This is a genomic window from Serratia sp. G204Y (genome assembly GCF_051172435.1).
Classification (GTDB): domain Bacteria; phylum Pseudomonadota; class Gammaproteobacteria; order Enterobacterales; family Enterobacteriaceae; genus Serratia; species Serratia sarumanii.
On record NZ_JBPIZA010000003.1, the window covers coordinates 1 to 16,225 of the forward strand.

Consider the following 16,225-nt stretch of genomic DNA (forward strand, 5'->3'; position numbering starts at 1 on the left):
TTACTGCATGAATTTTACTTCAGTTAGTCACTCTTCAAGACTTGATATTTTTTTGCATCCGAAGATGCTGGATATCGTCTTGTGGAGTGCCCACACAGATTGTCTGATAAATTGTTAAAGAGCAGTGAGTTAGGCGCTTTCGCTTGCTAACTCGAGGTGGCGTATATTACGCTTTTCACCCGGAGAGTCAAGCGTTTATTTCGCTTTCCTCTCGCTGACCCGGCGGCTTGTCAGTCGTTGTTCCCGGTCAGTGGAGGCGCATTATAGGGAGTTCTCGGCGGGCCGCAACCCCTAATTGCAAAAAACTTTTCAAGCGCGCTTTTTTTCAACAAAAGGGCGAAAAAGCGACGAATTTATGTCACTTTTTCCGGCAAACAGCCATAAAAGCTGGCGATCACTGGAGTAAAATAGAAATAACGATGTCAGTAAGGACCCGCAGCCATGCAGCTAAATGCACAACAACAGGCCGCCCAACGCAATCTTTCTTATCTGCTTGCAGAGAAACTCGGCCAACAAATTCTGGCGGGCGATTATCAGGCCGGCAGCATCCTGCCCGGTGAAATGGAACTGGGCGAGCAATTCGGCGTCAGCCGCACCGCAGTACGCGAAGCGGTAAAGATGTTAGCCGCCAAAGGCATGTTGTTGCCGCGCCCACGTATCGGCACCCGCGTGATGCCGCAAAGCCAATGGAATTTTCTCGACCAGGATTTACTGACCTGGTGGATGACGCGGGAAAACTTCGATCAGGTGATGCAACACTTCCTTATCCTGCGCACTTCGCTGGAGCCGCAGGCCTGCGCGTTGGCGGCAAACCACGCCAGCCCGCAGCAAACCAAGCTGCTGGCGGAGCTGATGGCGGAAATGCGCGCGCTGCATACCCAGTTTGATCGCGAGCGTTGGATCCAGGTCGATACCCAATTCCACCAGCTCATCTACGAGGCCAGCGGCAACCCGTTCCTGACCTCGTTCGCCAACCTGTTCAGCTCGGTGTACCAAAGCTACTTCCGCGCCATCACCGGCAATGAAGTGATCAAGCTGCGCCATCATCAGGCTATCGTCGATGCGATACTCGCCGGAGACAGCGCCGGCGCGCTCGTCGCCTGCCAGATACTGCTGAAAGAGAAAGACTAGACACGCTCCCCGCTTATATATAGAAGAAAGAGACGAGGGACAGACGACCATTTAACCAGGACCGACCATGACCCAATCCGCGCGCAGTATGGCAGGACTTCCGTGGATCGCCGCAATGGCGTTCTTTATGCAGGCGCTGGACGCCACTATCCTCAATACCGCGCTGCCGGCGATCGCCCAAAGCCTGGGGCGTTCGCCGCTGGCGATGCAATCGGCCGTCATCAGCTACACGCTGACGGTAGCGATGCTGATCCCGGTCAGCGGCTGGCTGGCGGACCGCTTCGGCACCCGGCGCGTGTTCATCTTCGCCGTCACGTTATTCACCCTCGGCTCGCTGCTGTGCGCTCTGTCCCCTACGCTGAGCGCGCTGGTAGCCTCTCGCGTGCTGCAGGGCATCGGCGGCGCGATGATGATGCCGGTCGCGCGATTGGCGCTACTGCGAGCCTACCCGCGCAGCGAACTGCTGCCGGTGCTGAACTTCGTCACCATGCCCGGCCTGGTCGGGCCGATTCTGGGGCCGCTGCTGGGCGGCTGGCTGGTCACCTACGCCACCTGGCACTGGATTTTCCTGATCAATATCCCTATCGGCCTGCTCGGCATCTTCTATGCGCGTAAATACATGCCGGACTTCACCACGCCCAAGCGCCGCTTCGACTTCCTTGGCTTTATGCTGTTCGGCCTGAGCCTGGTGCTGATCTCTACCGGGCTGGAACTGTTTGGCGAGCGGGTACTGGCGAGCTACGTTTCGCTGGGCATTCTGCTCAGCGGCTTCGTGATGCTGTTCGGCTACATCGCGCACGCACGCCGTCATCCTCAGCCGCTGATCGGTCTCGACCTGTTCAAAACCCGCACTTTCTCGGTCGGCATCGCCGGCAACGTCGCCTCCAGGCTGGGCACCGGCTGCGTGCCGTTTTTAATGCCGCTCATGCTGCAGGTGGGATTCGGCTATACGGCGATCGTCGCCGGCTGCATGATGGCGCCAACCGCCATCGGTTCGCTGATGGCGAAATCCACCGTCACTCAGGTGCTGCGCTGGTTCGGCTACCGAAAAACGCTGGTCGGCATCACCGTCATCATCGGGGTGCTGATCGCCCAGTTCGCCCTGCAAAGCCCGGGCATGCCGCTGTGGCTGATGATCCTGCCGCTGTTCGTGCTGGGCATGGCGATGTCCACCCAGTTCACCGCCATGAACACCATCAGCCTGGCGGATTTGAACGACGCCAACGCCAGCGCCGGCAACAGCGTCCTGGCGGTCACCCAACAGCTGTCCATCAGCTTCGGCGTGGCGATCAGCGCGGCGGTGCTGCGTTTTTACGAATCCCTGTCGTTAGGCACCATGATCGACCACTTCCATTACACCTTTATCACCATGGGGATCGTCACCGTGGCATCGGCGCTGGTGTTTATGTTGCTGAGAAGGAAGGATGGCCGCAATTTGATCAGCGGCCAGGAAAGCAAGAAAGAAGCGAAGGCGGCGAGTTAACGGCGGCCCACCGAGGCGCGTTCCACCAGCTCGGGCGTCAGCACCAGCACCTGGGGGGCGCGCTCCGGGTTTTGCAGACGGTTGATCAGCGCATCGATCGCCAGTTCGCCCAGCGAATCCTTCGGCTGATGAATGGTGCTCAGCGGCGGCGCCAGATAGCGCGCCAGCTCAATGTCATCGTAGCCCATCACCGCCATATCCTGCGGCACGGAGAGCCCGGCCTGATACAGCGCCTGATAAACGCCCACCGCCACCGCGTCGTTACCGGCGAACACCGCATGCGGCGGCTCATCCAGCGCCAGCAGTTGGCGCATGGCGTTCACGCCGCCCTCAAACTCAAAATCGCAGTGCACTTCATACCCTGGCGGAACCGGCAATCCGGCGCGCCGCATCGCGTTGCGATAGCCTTCCAGCCGGTGACGAGCGGTGGTTTTATCCTGCGGGCCGGCGATGCAGGCGATCTTGCGGTAGCCGCGGGCGATCAGATGATCGGTCGCCATCTCGCCGCCCAGCAGCGAGTTATCCTGAATAATGTCGTTGGCACCCTCGAACGGCGCCCAGTCCATCATCACGATCGGCAGTGACGGGTAGCGGCTCAGGGCATCCTGCGACGGCCGGTGGTTTTCGGTGCACATCAGCAGCAAACCGTCGACGCGCTTTTGCAGCAGCGTCTCCATGCTGCGGTTCATGCGCGCGGCGTCTTCTTCCGTGTTGCACAGGATTAAACTGTAGCCGCGTTCATAGCAGCTGCGCTCCACGCCGCGCACCACTTCGGCATAAAACGGGTTGTTGCTGGCGGTCACCAGCATGCCGATGGTGCGCGTCTGGTTGAGCTTCAGGCTGCGCGCCAGCGCGGAAGGCGCATAGTTCAGCTGTTCTACGGCCGCCATGACCTTGTCGCGCACGCTGTCGCTGACAAAGCGATTGTTGTTGACCACATGCGAAACGGTAGAGGTTGAAACACCCGCCAGGCGGGCGACATCTTTCATGGTGGCCAAAGGATCACCCCTGCTGCTGCAAGAAGGCGTCAATATCTTCACGCCACGGCACCGAAGGCTGCGCGCCAGGGCGGGTCACGGCGATCGCCGCCGCCGCATGGGCGAAACGCACCGCGTCGGCCATGGCCTTGCCTTCCAACAGGGCAGTGACCAGCGCACCGTTAAAGGTATCGCCGGCGGCGATGGTATCCACCGCTTGCACCTTGAAGCCGGGCACCCGTTTGCCGTGGCCGTTTTCACTCAGCCACACGCCGCGGCTGCCGAGGGTGATGATCACCGTCGCGATGCCCTTGTCGTGCAGTGCCTGCGCCGCGCGCGCCGCATCGGCGTCGTTGTCCACGGCGATGCCGGTCAGGCGCTGGGCTTCGGTTTCATTCGGGGTGATCATATCGATCATGCCCAGCAGCTCGTCCGGCAGCTCACGCGCCGGGGCCGGGTTGAGGATCACTTGCGTGTGATGCTGCTTCGCCAGGCGGGCGGCGGCGATCACCGTCTCCAGCGGCGACTCCAGCTGCATCAGGAGGGCATCGGCGTCGATCACTTTTTGTTGGTAGCGTGCCAGGTAATCCGGCGTCACCGCCGCGTTGGCGCCGGCATCGATACCGATCACGTTCTCGCCTTCGGCGTTGACGAAGATCAGCGCCACGCCGGTGGTGCTGTCGGCGATGGCTTCAATCGGTTGGGTATCAATACGATCGCTCGCCAGCTGCCGGCGGACACGTTCGCCAATGTCGTCGGCGCCCACGCAGGCGATAAAGGCGATCTCCGCCCCGCTGCGCCCGGCCGCCACCGCCTGATTCGCGCCCTTGCCGCCAAACGCCACCTTATACTGTTTCCCGATCACCGTTTCGCCCGGGTGGGGGAAGTGTTCAATATTGAGGATATGGTCGGCATTGATGCTGCCAAGAACCACCAGCTTACCTGTTTCCATCGCATTGATTCCTGAATTGCGCGCCATCGTAAACACCCCGTTCCGATGGCGCTGGTATGACTTATTTAGTGACCAGTTTCAAATCGACCGGGATGGTCGCCGGCACTTTTTCGCCTTTCAGCACTTTATCGGCGGTTTCCACACCGATCACGCCGATCTGATCGGGACGCTGCGCCACGGTCGCCGCCAGCTTGCCGCCTTCAACCGCTTTCACGCCGTCGGCGGTGCCGTCGAAGCCTACCACGATCACGTCGGTTTTACCGGCGGTTTGCAGCGCGCGCAGCGCACCCAGCGCCATTTCATCGTTCTGGGCGAACACCGCCTGCACGTCCGGGTGCGCGGTCAGCAGGTTCTGCATCACGTTCAGGCCCTTGGTGCGATCGAAATCGGCCGGCTGGCTGGCCAACAGTTTGAATTTATTCTGATCCAGCGACTGCTTGAAGCCTTCACCGCGTTCACGCGCGGCGGAAGTGCCGGCGATGCCTTCCAGCTGAATCACCTTGGCATCGGCGCCCACTTTCTTGGCGATGAAGTCGCCGGCCATTTTACCGCCCACGCGGTTGTCCGAAGCGATGTGGCTTACCACCTCGCCCTTGCTCGCCACGCGATCCAGCGTGATGACCGGGATCTTAGCCTGGTTGGCCATCTTGATCGCGTTGCCCACCGCATCGGAGTCGGTCGGGTTGATCAGCAGCAGCTTGGGCGCGCGCACCATCAGATCCTGCACGTTGGCCAGCTCTTTCGCCGGGTTATTCTGGGAATCCAGCACCACCAGGTTGTAGCCCAGCTTGTTGGCCTCTTGCTGCGCGCCATCCTTCATCGAGACGAAGAACGGGTTGTTGAGGGTGGACACCACCAGCGCGATGGTGTCTTTGGCCATGGCATTGGCGCTCAGGGTGGCGCTCAGCGCGAGGGCGGAAGCTAAGGTTGCCAGTTTTTTCATTTTCATCATCGTGATTCCTGTAGGGGGAGGTTACTTGTTGCTTTTGTTATCTACCAGAACCGCCAGCAGTATCACCACTGCCTTCACGATCATTTGGTAGTAGGAAGAAACACCCAGTAAATTCAGGCCGTTGTTCAGGAAGCCGAGGATCAGCGCCCCGATCAGCGTGCCGACGATGCGGCCCTTGCCGCCGGCCAGGCTGGTGCCGCCCAGCACCACGGCGGCGATGGCGTCCAGCTCATAGCCGGTGCCGGCGGTCGGCTGCGCTGACGACAGGCGCGCCACTTCGATCACCCCGGCCAGCGCCGCCAGCAGGCCGCACAGCGAGTAGACGATAATCTTCACTTTATCGACGCTGATGCCGGACAGGCGGGTTGCCGCTTCGTTGCCGCCCAGGGCATAAATATAGCGGCCCAGGCGCGTATGGTGCAGCATATACCAGGCGGCGATGAACACGATCGCCATGATCCAGATCGGCGTAGGCACGCCCAGCGGGCGGCCGATGCCAAACCAGCCGAAGGTGTCGGCCACGTCGGTGAAACCGGTGTTGACCGGGCTGCCGTTGGTGTACACCATGGTGACGCCGCGCAGCAGCAGCATCATCACCAGCGTGGCGATAAAGGCCTGCACTTTGCCTTTGGCGACGATCACCCCGGTGCAGGCGCCAACCGCGGCGCCCAGCGCCAATGCCGCCGCCACCGCCACCAGCGCGTTGACCTCAAAGCCGACGATCGACGCCGCCACCGCGCCGGTCAGCGCCAGCAGCGATCCCACCGACAGATCGATGCCGGACGTAAGGATCACCAGCGTCATCCCCACCGCCATGATGGCGTTCACCGAGGTTTGCTGCAGAATATTGAACAGATTGTTCAGGGTGAAGAAGTTCGGGCTCATGGAAGAGACCACGGCGATTAGCACCAGCAGCGCAATCAACGACTTCTGCTCTAACAGCCACTCTTTACTGAACCAGCGCTTGGCTGCGATAGTCTGGGAACTCATATCTGATTACTCCTGCTTTACGCCGTATTGCTTGCCGACGGCTGCCGCCATCAACGCTTCCTGGGTGGCCTGTTCAATCGGGAACTCGCCGCTGAGATGCCCTTCGTGCATCACCAGAATGCGATCGCTCATGCCCATCACCTCCGGCATTTCCGAAGACACCAGAATGATGCTCAGCCCTTCCTGCTTGAACTGGTTGATTAACTGATAGATCTCTTTTTTGGCGCCGACGTCGACGCCGCGCGTCGGCTCATCGAGGATCAGCACCTTCGGCCGAGTCATCAGGCCGCGGGCGATCGCCACTTTTTGCTGATTGCCGCCGGAAAGCAGACCGATCGGCTGTTCCATCGACGGCGTTTTGATATTAAACAGCCGGATGAAATCCCCCACCGCCTGCCGCTCGTCGGCCTGTTTCAGGCTGCCGTCGGCGCGGCTGAAGTAGCGCAGCGCGGTCAGCGACATGTTTTCCTTCACCGACATGCCCAGCACCAGGCCGTCGCGCTTGCGGTCTTCCGAGATATAGACGATGCCGTTCGCCAACCCGTCCTGCGGCGAATGGGTGACCACCTCGCGGCCATCCAGGCTGACGGTGCCGGCCTTGCGCGGCGCGGCGCCGTACAGGATCTTCATCAGTTCGGTGCGCCCGGCGCCCATCAGCCCGGCCACGCCGAGGATCTCGCCGCGATACAGCGTAAAACTGACGTCCTCAACGCCGGGGCCGGAAAGGTGGCTGACTTCCAACCGTTTTTCCCCGCGCGGCAAATCAAGGCGCGGGTACTGCTCTTCCAGCTTGCGGCCGACCATCATCTCAATCAGCGAATCTTCCTGCAGCTCGCTCACCGGCCGCTCGGCGATAAACTGCCCGTCGCGGAACACGGTCACGTCGTCGCAGATTTCAAAAATCTCTTTCAGGCGGTGCGAGATATAAACGATGCCGCGCCCTTCGGCCTTCAGCTCGTTGATCACTTTGAACAGCGAGGCGGTTTCGGTGTCGGTCAGCGCGTCGGTCGGTTCGTCCATGATGATCACTTTCGATTCGAAGCTCAGCACCTTGGCAATCTCCACCATCTGCTGATCGCCGATCGACAGCTCGCCCACCAGCCGGTGGCTGCTGTAGCGCAGGTTGAGGCGCGCCAACAGGCGATCGGCCTCGGCGTACATACGCTTCCAGTCAATGCGGCCGAAACGGTTGACGAACTCGCGGCCGAGGAAGATGTTTTCCGCAATCGTCAGCTGCGGGATCAGATTCAGCTCCTGATGGATAATGCCGATGCCCGCTTCCTGCGAATCTTTAGGCCCGTTGAACGCCACCTCGTTACCGAGAAAATACTGGCTGCCGGCGTCTTTCTGGTAGATGCCGGTCAGCACTTTCATCATGGTGGACTTCCCGGCGCCGTTTTCCCCCACCAGCGCCATCACCTTGCCGGGATAAACGCTGAGGGCGGCGCCGGAAAGCGCCTTCACGCCGGGAAAGGCTTTATCAATCCCTTTCAGTTGCAGTAAAGGTTGCATAAACGCCTCAGAAAGTTACGCCGGCGCACAGGATCAGGTTCGCGTAAGGCGAACACTCCCCGCTGCGGATCACCGCCCGGCTGTGCTCGGTTTGCGCTTTAAACGCCTGATGGCTGATATAACGCACGCTGATGGTATTGCCCTGGCGTTGGCCCAGTGCGGTCAGTTCAGCCAGCAGTGCCTCGTGAAGCGACGGATTCTGTTTCACGATCTCTTCCGCCAGGATGGCGCTTTCTACCTGCATCTCTTGCGTAACCGCCGCGAACACCTGCATGAAGGTCGGCACGCCCTGCGTCAGCGCCAGATCGATGCGCTGCGTCGCCGCCGGTATCGGCAGGCCCGCGTCGCACAGGGTGAGCTGGTCGGTATGCCCCAGCCGGGCAATCACGGCAGACACATCGGAATTCAGTAATACGCCTTTTTTCATCTTCTCACTCCGCTAGCGAAACGTTTCGCTCTCTGGGGGAGTTTAAAAAAACGGCAGGGGAAGGCAACCGGGACAATGCAGAAGTGTGATCGCTATCGAAACGTTTCGTTCACGCACGGACAATGCGCAAACAAAAGGGGCTCAGCCATGCTGAGCCCCTGTCAGGCGGGTTAGATCTCGACCTGCGTGCCGAGCTCGATGACCCGGTTCGGCGGGATCTCAAACTGATCCGGCGCGCGCAGCGCGTTGCGGCTCAGGGCGACGAACAGCTTGCCGCGCAGGTAGAGGTACCACGGCCGCTTGGTGAGGATCAGCGATTCATGGGACATGAAGAACGAGGTCTCCGACATGCGGCACGGCAACCCTTCCAGCCCGCAGCGGTGGAATACCTCCTCGACGTTCGGCGTTTCCCGCCAGCCGTAGCTGGCCACTACCCGCCAGAAGGTCGGCGACAGCTGTTCGATGGTCACCCGGCGCACGTTGTGCACGTAAGGCGCATCCTCGGTGCGCAGCGTCAGCAGCACCACACGCTCATGCAGCACCTTGTTGTGCTTCAGGTTGTGCAGCAGCGCAAAAGGAATGACGTTGGTGGCGCGCGACAGGAACACCGCGGTACCCGGCACCCGCACCGGCGGCGATTTCTCCAGCGAGGCGATCATCGCCTCCAGCGAGTTGCCGTGTTCATGCAGGCGGCGCAGCAGGCGGAAGCGCTCGCTCTTCCAGGTGGTCATAATGATAAACATCACCAGCGCCAAGGTCAGCGGCAACCAGCCGCCGGAGAACAGCTTCAGGGCATTGGCGGAGAACATCGGCACGTCGATGATCAGCAAGATGGCAGCGATGCCGAGCGCCAGGAAGCGATTCCAGTGCCAGTTGTTGATCGCCACCGAGGTGACCAGAATGCTGGTCAGCACCATGGTGCCGGTGACGGCGATGCCGTACGCCGCCGCCAGGTTGCTGGAGTGTTCGAAACCGACAATCACCAGCACCACCGAGATGTACAGCGTCCAGTTGATCACTGGAATGTAGATCTGGCCGGATTCCATTTCCGAGGTGTGAATAATGCGCATCGGCGACAGATAGCCCAGGCGCACCGCCTGGCGGGTCAGCGAGAAGACGCCGGAAATCACCGCCTGCGAAGCGATAACCGTCGCCAGGGTCGCCAGAATCAGCAGCGGGATCAGCGCCCAGTCGGGTGCCAGCAGGAAGAACGGGTTTTTGATCGCCTCAGGGTTTTTCAGCAGCAGCGCGCCCTGGCCGAAGTAGTTGAGCACCAGCGAAGGCAGCACCACGGTGAACCAGGCCAGGCGGATCGGGAACTTACCGAAGTGCCCCATATCGGCATACAGCGCCTCGACGCCGGTGATCGACAGCACCACCGCCCCCAGCGCAAAGAACGACACCTTCTTATATTCCATGAAGAAGTTGAGCGCCCATTTGGGGTTCAGCGCCTGCAGCACTTCCGGGTTCGAAATGATGCTGCGCGCGCCCAGTACCGCCAACACGATGAACCACAACAGCATTACCGGGGCGAACAGCTTGCCGACGCTGCCGGTACCGTGCTTTTGGATAACGAACAGCAGCGTCAGCACCAGAATGGAGAGCGGCACGATATAGGCATCGAGCGCAGGCGCGGCGATTTCCAGCCCCTCTATCGCCGACATCACCGAGATAGCCGGGGTGATCACCACCTCGCCATAGAAGAAGCTGCCGCCGATCAGGCCCAGTATCACCAGCACCGCGGTGGTGCGCGCCGAAGTGTTGCGCCCGGCCAGCGACATCAGCGTCAGAATGCCGCCCTCGCCGGCGTTGTCCGCGCGCATCACGTAGGTGAGATATTTGAGGGAAACGATCACGATCAGCATCCAGAAAATCAGCGACAGGAAGCCGAAAACCACGTCTGGACGAACATCGAAGCCGTAATGGCCGGAGAAACACTCTCTCAACGTATAGAGAGGGCTGGTGCCGATATCACCGTAGACCACGCCGATGGCCGCCAGGGTTACCGCCGATAAGGACTGCTTATGCTCTGCGCTCATAATTCGTTTCTTTATCAGAACATCCGTTAGCGATGCATCCGCATCAGGCAAAATACGGGCTCAAAGATCCGTCACGCCCACCAGAAAGCCGCACAGTATGCACCATTTATACGGCTTGCCTACCCTTATATCAGAGCCGAAAAATAAACAAAATGTGAACCGGATATCCGGCTCAACTTAGAAAAATATTACTAATCAACAAGCTATACCACTAAAAATAATGGTGGTTTATCATCGGATTATCGACCAAGATTGGCTAACTCTCGGACAATGCGACAATTATATGACGCCATCATCCCTTCTGGCAGAACGAATTTCCCGCCTCAGCAGCGCGCTGGAGAGCGGTCTTTATGAGCGGCAAGAAGCGATTCGCCTGTGCCTGCTGGCGGCGCTGAGCGGCGAAAGCGTATTCCTGCTCGGCCCGCCCGGCATCGCCAAGAGCCTGATCGCGCGCCGGCTGAAGTTTGCCTTCCGCAACGCCCGCTCCTTTGAATACCTGATGACGCGCTTTTCCACGCCGGAAGAGGTCTTCGGCCCGCTCTCCATTCAGGCGCTGAAAGATGAGGGGCGCTATCAGCGCCTGACCGCCGGCTACCTACCGGAAGCGGAGATCGTGTTTCTGGACGAGATCTGGAAGGCCGGCCCGGCGATCCTCAACACCCTGCTGACGGCGATCAACGAACGGCGCTTTCGCAACGGCAACAGCGAAGAACCGATCCCGCTGCGCCTGCTGGTCACCGCCTCCAACGAACTGCCCGAAGCGGACAACAGCCTCGAAGCCTTATATGACCGCATGCTGATCCGCCTGTGGCTGGATAAGGTGCAGGATAAGCAGAATTTCCGCTCGCTGCTGGTCAACCGCCAGAGCGAAAGCCAAAACCCGGTGCCGGCGGCGCTGAGCGTCAGCGACGAAGAGTTTCTGCAGTGGCAGCCGCAGATCGATAAGGTGGCGCTGCCGGAAGCCTGCTTTGAGCTGATTTTCCAGCTGCGCCAGCGGCTGGACGCGCTGGAACAGGCGCCGTACGTCTCTGACCGACGCTGGAAAAAAGCCCTGCGCCTGCTGCAGGCCTGCGCCTTCTTCAGCGGGCGCGACGCTATCGCCCCGCTCGACCTGATGCTGCTGAAAGACTGCCTGTGGCACGATCTCACCTCGCTGAAGCTGCTGCAACAGCAGATCGATCAGCTGTTGACCGAATCGGCCTACCAGCAACAGTCGATGCTGATCCAACTGCAACAAATCCACACCCGCTGGCTGCAGGATCAGCAGCAACAAAGCGACCGGCAGGCCATCAGCCTGGTGAAAAAGGGCGGCATGTTCAGCCGTAAACCGCAATACGCACCGGCCACGCCGTTCGCCGGCGGCACCCTCACCCTGTTGCTGCAAAAGCCGCTGCAGCTGCATGACATTCAGGTCAACCATCTGAGCATCGAAAGCAGCGTGCTGGACAACTGGCTGCAAAAAGGCGGCGACGTGCGCGCCAAGCTGAACGGCATCGGCTTCGCGCAGCCGATCGATTTGGAGGTCGACGACCAACTGCACCTGACGGTGCTGGACGTCAGCCGCCAGCCGTCGCTGCTGGCGCTGCCAGGCAAACAGGCCACCGCCACGCCGCAGGCGCTGCTGGACGAAATGGACGCGTTGGCCCAACGCCTGGCGGAGCAGCGCCGCGCCTTCAGCCAACATCAGCCCTGTCTGTTCACACCCGCCGCCGGCCTGGCCAAGATCGAAGCCAGTCTGCTACAGGTGGCGGAGCAGGTTAAACAGCAACTGCAGCAAATGCGCGGCCAGTAACCATGCTCAGTCTGGAGACGCTCGATCTGCTGCTGGCGATCGCCGAAGGCGAAATGATCGAGGAGATGATCGTCGGCATGCTGGCGGCGCCGCAGCTGTCGGTGTTCTTTAAAAAGTTTCCGGCCCTTCGCCGGGCGTTGGATCGCGATCTGCCACGCTGGAAACTGCAGCTCAAGGAGCGTCTGCAGGAAGCTATGGTGCCGCCGGCGCTGGCGCAGGAATTTTACCGCTACCAACAGTGCCAGCTGGAGAACAACACCCAGTTCTATCACAACCTCAACGACACGATGGAGCTGCTGCGCCAGCTGGTCTCGCCGTTTTATGAACAGGCGCGCGCGCTGGTGGACGCCGCCGATCTGCCCAATCATCCGCTGGACGACAGCTTCCAAACCCTGTTCCTGCAGCGCTGGCGCATCAGCCTGACGCTGCAGGCCACCATGCTGCACCACCAGCTGCTGGAACAGGAGCGCGAGCAACTGATGGCGGAACTGCAGGAGCGATTGGCGCTGAGCGGCGCGCTGGAGCCGCTGCTGTCGGAAAACGACACCGCCGCCGGCAGGCTGTGGGACATGAGCAAAGGCCAGCTACAGCGCGGCGATTACCAGCGGCTGGTGGAGTACGGCAACTTTTTGCAGCAGCAGCCGGAGCTGAAAAAGCTGGCGCAGCAGTTGGGCCGCAGCTATCAGGCCAAGGCGGTGCAGCAACAGGACGCGCAGCCGGAGCCGTTCAGGGTGATGGTGCAGGTGCCGGCCACGCTACCGGAAGAAGTGAGCGGCATTCATCAGAGCGACGACATCCTGCGCCTGCTGCCGCCGGAGCTGGCGACGCTAGGCATTGAAGAGCTGGAGTTCGAATTTTATCGCCGCCTGTTGGAAAAGCGGCTGCTGAGCTACCGCCTGCAGGGCGACGTCTGGCAGGAGCAGATCCTGATCCGCCAGGTCACCCATCAGCAGCAGGATCAACAGCCGCGCGGGCCGTTTATCGTCTGTGTGGACACCTCAGGATCGATGGGCGGCTTCAACGAACAGTGCGCCAAGGCGTTCTGCCTGGCGCTGCTGCGCATTGCGCTGGCGGACAACCGCCGTTGCTACATCATGCTGTTCGCCAACCAGATCGTGCATTATGAGCTCACCGCCGCCAGCGGCATCGAACAGGCGGTGCGCTTTCTCGGCCAGCAGTTTCGCGGCGGCACCGATCTGGCGGCCTGCCTGAACGCCACCGTCACCAAAATGGCGGAGAGCGGCTGGTTTGACGCCGATGCGGTGATCATTTCCGATTTTATCGCCCAGCGGTTGCCGGAGGAGGTAATAAAGAAGGTGAAACAGCAGCAGCAAAGCCACCAGCAGCGTTTCCATGCGGTGGCGATGTCCGCCTACGGCAAACCCGGCATCATGCGCATCTTCGATCATATCTGGCGCTTCGATACCGGGCTGAAAAGCCGTTTGATGCGCCGCTGGCGGCGCTAGGCGGGATCAGAGCAGGCCTTCGACCGCCCCGCGCACTTCCGGCGACCACACGCCGCACTGCACCTGGCCGATATGCGACAGTTGCAGCAGCAGCATCACCAAGCGCGACTGACCGATGCCGCCGCCGATAGTCTGCGGCATATCGCCGCGCAGCAGCGACTGGTGCCACTCCAGCTTCATGCGCTCTTCATCGCCGGTCAGCGCCAGCTGACGTTTCAGCGCGGCGGCGTCGACGCGGATGCCCATAGAGGACAGCTCGAAAGCGTCCTGCAGCACCGGGTTCCACACCACGATATCGCCGTTCAGGCCCGCCAGGCCATCCGCCGCCGGGGTGGTCCAATCATCATAATCCGGTGCCCGCACATCGTGCGATTTGCCGTGCGACAGCTTGCCGCCGATGCCGATCAGGAACACTGCGCCCAGCTCTTTGGCGATCGCCCGCTCGCGCCCTTTGGCGTCCAGATCCGGGTAACGCTGCAGCAGGGTTTCGCTGTGCACAAAGTGGATCTGTTCCGGCAGGAACGGGGTCAGACCATGCTCGCGGCTGACTTCCGCCTCCGTCGCCTTGATGGCGGCGTAAATGCTGCGCACGGTGCTTTTCAGGTAGTCCAGGCTGCGCTCTCCGTCGCCCATCACCCGTTCCCAGTCCCACTGATCGACGTACACCGAGTGGATAGGCGTCAGGCGATCTTCATCCGGGCGCAGCGCCTTCATATGGGTGTACAGGCCTTCGCCGGCGCCGAAATCGTAGCTGCCCAGCGTTTTACGTTTCCATTTCGCCAATGAATGCACCACTTCGAAGGTGGCGTCCGGCAGGGTTTTCACCTTAACCTGCACCGCTTTCTCGCTGCCGGAGAGGTTATCCTGCGTGCCGTCGCCCAGACGGCTGAGGATCGGCGCCTGCACTTCGATCAGGCCAAGCTGTTGCTCCAGCTGGCGGGAGAAGAAGGATTTGACCTGGCTGATTTGTTGTTGTTTTTGGATAAACTGTTTTTTCATTGCCATATCTCTTGTAAACCTGTCTCTGTTGCCATCGATTAAGCAACAAAATGACATGTCAATTCAATATCCATTAATCAATATTGCCTTTTCACTTTTAATCGTTCATTTTTATCCGGACAGAATTCAACAATCGTTAATTAATGGGGGATTAAATGGCGGAAATTTATCAGATCGATAATCTCGATCGCGGCATCCTCAACGCTCTGATGGACAACGCGCGCACGCCGTACGCCGAACTGGCGAAAAACTTCGCCGTCAGCCCCGGCACCATTCATGTGCGGGTAGAGAAGATGAAACAGGCCGGGATCATCACCGGCGCGCGCATCGACGTCAGCCCCAAACAGCTGGGCTACGATGTGTGCTGCTTTATCGGCATCATATTAAAGAGCGCCAAGGACTACCCTTCGGCGCTGAAAAAGCTGGAAAGCCTGGAGGAAGTGGTGGAAGCCTATTACACCACCGGCCACTACAGCGTCTTTATCAAGGTGATGTGCCGATCGATCGACGCACTGCAGCAGGTACTTATCAACAAGATCCAGACCATCGACGAGATCCAGTCTACCGAAACGCTGATCTCGCTGCAGAACCCCATTATGCGCACCATCGTGCCGTAACCCGCCAAATTGCATACCCACATTATCCACAGGTAGATCCCAGCCGATTCACAGCGTACAATGCAGCCACTTTGAGTGAGAAGGTTGGGATCGTTGGTTCATGGCAGACATTACTCTGATCAGTGGCAGTACGCTTGGCAGCGCCGAATACGTGGCTGAACATTTGGCTGAAAAGCTGGAAGACGCGGGTTTCTCTACCGAGATGCTGCACGGCCCTGAACTGGATGAACTGCCGTTGACCGGCCGCTGGCTGGTGGTCTCTTCCACGCACGGCGCCGGCGAACTGCCGGATAACCTTCAGCCGCTGCTGGAGCAGATCGCCGAACAACAGCCGGATCTTTCCGAGGTGCAGTTCGGCGCCGTCGGTTTGGGCAGTTCGGAATACGACATCTTCTGCGGCGCGATCAAACAGATCGACGATCTGCTGATCGCCAGAGGCGCGAAAAGGATCGGCGATCGTCTCGAGATCGACGTGACCGAGCATGAAATTCCCGAGGATCCGGCCGAGGAATGGGTAAAAAACTGGATTAATTTACTCTAGTTTGTCTAAAGATCGCGCGAACGATTGTGGATAACTAAGCTTAAAAGCAGGGTAAAAGCCGTAGTTATCCAAATAACAACCGTAGGTCGCTTTTTGTCCTGTGCATAACAAGCCTTTTAGATCCCAGCTTATCTGCGTCGGGATCACCGATCATTCACAGCAAACGATCCTCCTTAATCTGCTGATCTTCTTCGTGAATAGTTACTTATCCACAGAGGATCGCGATCCTAATAAGAGATCTAATAAAGAGATCTTTAAATAAAAAAGATCTTCTTTTAATTACCGACGATCCTGACCGCTTGGTCGATCGTCTAAACTTGAGTAGAATCCCCCACCCCAGGGCAAAT

14 protein-coding genes are annotated in these 16,225 nt (G+C 59.7%); 6 read left to right on the plus strand and 8 right to left on the minus strand.

Features of this window, described 5'->3' with window-relative positions; translation table 11 throughout:
- The first annotated feature begins 441 nt into the window (after window positions 1–441).
- Together ACSBQQ_RS17050 and mdtD are read left to right on the plus strand one after the other, a co-directional pair.
- Window positions 442–1,131, plus strand: a complete 690-nt coding sequence (locus ACSBQQ_RS17050; protein WP_060429027.1) for a FadR/GntR family transcriptional regulator — start codon at window positions 442–444, stop codon at window positions 1,129–1,131.
- 67 nt (window positions 1,132–1,198) lie between these two features.
- Window positions 1,199–2,614: a multidrug transporter subunit MdtD gene (mdtD, locus tag ACSBQQ_RS17055; RefSeq protein ID WP_025160302.1), complete on the plus strand. Its 1,416-nt coding sequence runs from the start codon at window positions 1,199–1,201 to the stop codon at window positions 2,612–2,614.
- Here mdtD and rbsR read toward each other — a convergent pair.
- The 7 genes from rbsR to kup all read right to left on the minus strand — a co-directional run bounded on the left by rbsR (window position 2,611) and on the right by kup (window position 10,463).
- Window positions 2,611–3,612 carry a ribose operon transcriptional repressor RbsR gene (rbsR, locus tag ACSBQQ_RS17060; RefSeq protein WP_025160301.1) on the minus strand — a complete coding sequence of 334 codons (1,002 nt, stop codon included), beginning with the start codon at window positions 3,610–3,612 and terminating at the stop codon, window positions 2,611–2,613. The genes mdtD and rbsR overlap by 4 nt on opposite strands.
- A 4-nt stretch (window positions 3,613–3,616) precedes the next feature.
- Complete coding sequence (rbsK, locus tag ACSBQQ_RS17065) at window positions 3,617–4,543, minus strand: ribokinase (RefSeq protein WP_060429029.1); 927 nt, start codon at window positions 4,541–4,543, stop codon at window positions 3,617–3,619.
- A 61-nt stretch (window positions 4,544–4,604) separates the two neighbouring features.
- Entirely contained in the window at window positions 4,605–5,492 is an 888-nt protein-coding gene (gene rbsB, locus ACSBQQ_RS17070) for a ribose ABC transporter substrate-binding protein RbsB (RefSeq protein WP_033649580.1), read from the minus strand.
- Between the two features lie 24 nt (window positions 5,493–5,516).
- A complete protein-coding gene (gene rbsC, locus ACSBQQ_RS17075) occupies window positions 5,517–6,485 on the minus strand; it encodes a ribose ABC transporter permease (protein ID WP_019455467.1) in 969 nt (322 codons plus the stop codon).
- Between the two features lie 6 nt (window positions 6,486–6,491).
- Window positions 6,492–7,997, minus strand: coding sequence for a ribose ABC transporter ATP-binding protein RbsA (rbsA, locus tag ACSBQQ_RS17080; protein WP_033636505.1), 1,506 nt, complete (start codon window positions 7,995–7,997; stop codon window positions 6,492–6,494).
- A gap of 7 nt (window positions 7,998–8,004) precedes the next feature.
- Entirely contained in the window at window positions 8,005–8,424 is a 420-nt protein-coding gene (rbsD, locus tag ACSBQQ_RS17085) for a D-ribose pyranase (RefSeq protein WP_033649571.1), read from the minus strand.
- Between the two features lie 170 nt (window positions 8,425–8,594).
- Window positions 8,595–10,463, minus strand: a complete 1,869-nt coding sequence (gene kup / locus ACSBQQ_RS17090) for a low affinity potassium transporter Kup (RefSeq protein WP_033636508.1) — start codon at window positions 10,461–10,463, stop codon at window positions 8,595–8,597.
- Window positions 10,464–10,746: 283 nt separating this feature from the next.
- On the opposite strand from kup, the gene ravA reads away from it, so the two are divergent.
- Both ravA and viaA read left to right on the plus strand, forming a co-directional pair.
- Window positions 10,747–12,255 carry an ATPase RavA gene (ravA, locus tag ACSBQQ_RS17095; RefSeq protein WP_086556989.1) on the plus strand — a complete coding sequence of 503 codons (1,509 nt, stop codon included), beginning with the start codon at window positions 10,747–10,749 and terminating at the stop codon, window positions 12,253–12,255.
- 2 nt (window positions 12,256–12,257) lie between these two features.
- Window positions 12,258–13,721 (plus strand): ATPase RavA stimulator ViaA, encoded by a 1,464-nt coding sequence (gene viaA / locus ACSBQQ_RS17100; protein WP_033649569.1) that lies wholly within the window; start codon window positions 12,258–12,260, stop codon window positions 13,719–13,721.
- Window positions 13,722–13,727: 6 nt separating this feature from the next.
- On the opposite strand, the gene asnA is transcribed toward viaA, so the two are convergent.
- Window positions 13,728–14,720 carry an aspartate--ammonia ligase gene (gene asnA, locus ACSBQQ_RS17105; protein WP_033636511.1) on the minus strand — a complete coding sequence of 331 codons (993 nt, stop codon included), beginning with the start codon at window positions 14,718–14,720 and terminating at the stop codon, window positions 13,728–13,730.
- A gap of 155 nt (window positions 14,721–14,875) precedes the next feature.
- Here asnA and asnC point away from each other — a divergent pair, with 155 nt between their 5' ends.
- Both asnC and mioC read left to right on the plus strand, forming a co-directional pair.
- The gene (gene asnC / locus ACSBQQ_RS17110) at window positions 14,876–15,337 is read left to right on the plus strand and encodes a transcriptional regulator AsnC (RefSeq protein WP_004933786.1); all 462 of its coding nucleotides are present in this window, start codon (window positions 14,876–14,878) and stop codon (window positions 15,335–15,337) included.
- 100 nt (window positions 15,338–15,437) lie between these two features.
- Window positions 15,438–15,878, plus strand: coding sequence for an FMN-binding protein MioC (gene mioC / locus ACSBQQ_RS17115; RefSeq protein ID WP_033649568.1), 441 nt, complete (start codon window positions 15,438–15,440; stop codon window positions 15,876–15,878).
- Window positions 15,879–16,225: the final 347 nt, after the last annotated feature.

Coding starts and splice junctions, on each gene's coding strand:
- ACSBQQ_RS17050 (WP_060429027.1), top strand. CDS start 442: ATGCAGCTAAATGCACAACAACAGGCCGCCCAACGCAATCTTTCTTAT.
- mdtD (WP_025160302.1), top strand. CDS start 1,199: ATGACCCAATCCGCGCGCAGTATGGCAGGACTTCCGTGGATCGCCGCA.
- rbsK (WP_060429029.1), bottom strand. CDS start 4,543: ATGGAAACAGGTAAGCTGGTGGTTCTTGGCAGCATCAATGCCGACCAT.
- rbsB (WP_033649580.1), bottom strand. CDS start 5,492: ATGAAAATGAAAAAACTGGCAACCTTAGCTTCCGCCCTCGCGCTGAGC.
- rbsC (WP_019455467.1), bottom strand. CDS start 6,485: ATGAGTTCCCAGACTATCGCAGCCAAGCGCTGGTTCAGTAAAGAGTGG.
- rbsA (WP_033636505.1), bottom strand. CDS start 7,997: ATGCAACCTTTACTGCAACTGAAAGGGATTGATAAAGCCTTTCCCGGC.
- rbsD (WP_033649571.1), bottom strand. CDS start 8,424: ATGAAAAAAGGCGTATTACTGAATTCCGATGTGTCTGCCGTGATTGCC.
- kup (WP_033636508.1), bottom strand. CDS start 10,463: ATGAGCGCAGAGCATAAGCAGTCCTTATCGGCGGTAACCCTGGCGGCC.
- ravA (WP_086556989.1), top strand. CDS start 10,747: ATGACGCCATCATCCCTTCTGGCAGAACGAATTTCCCGCCTCAGCAGC.
- viaA (WP_033649569.1), top strand. CDS start 12,258: ATGCTCAGTCTGGAGACGCTCGATCTGCTGCTGGCGATCGCCGAAGGC.
- asnA (WP_033636511.1), bottom strand. CDS start 14,720: ATGAAAAAACAGTTTATCCAAAAACAACAACAAATCAGCCAGGTCAAA.
- asnC (WP_004933786.1), top strand. CDS start 14,876: ATGGCGGAAATTTATCAGATCGATAATCTCGATCGCGGCATCCTCAAC.
- mioC (WP_033649568.1), top strand. CDS start 15,438: ATGGCAGACATTACTCTGATCAGTGGCAGTACGCTTGGCAGCGCCGAA.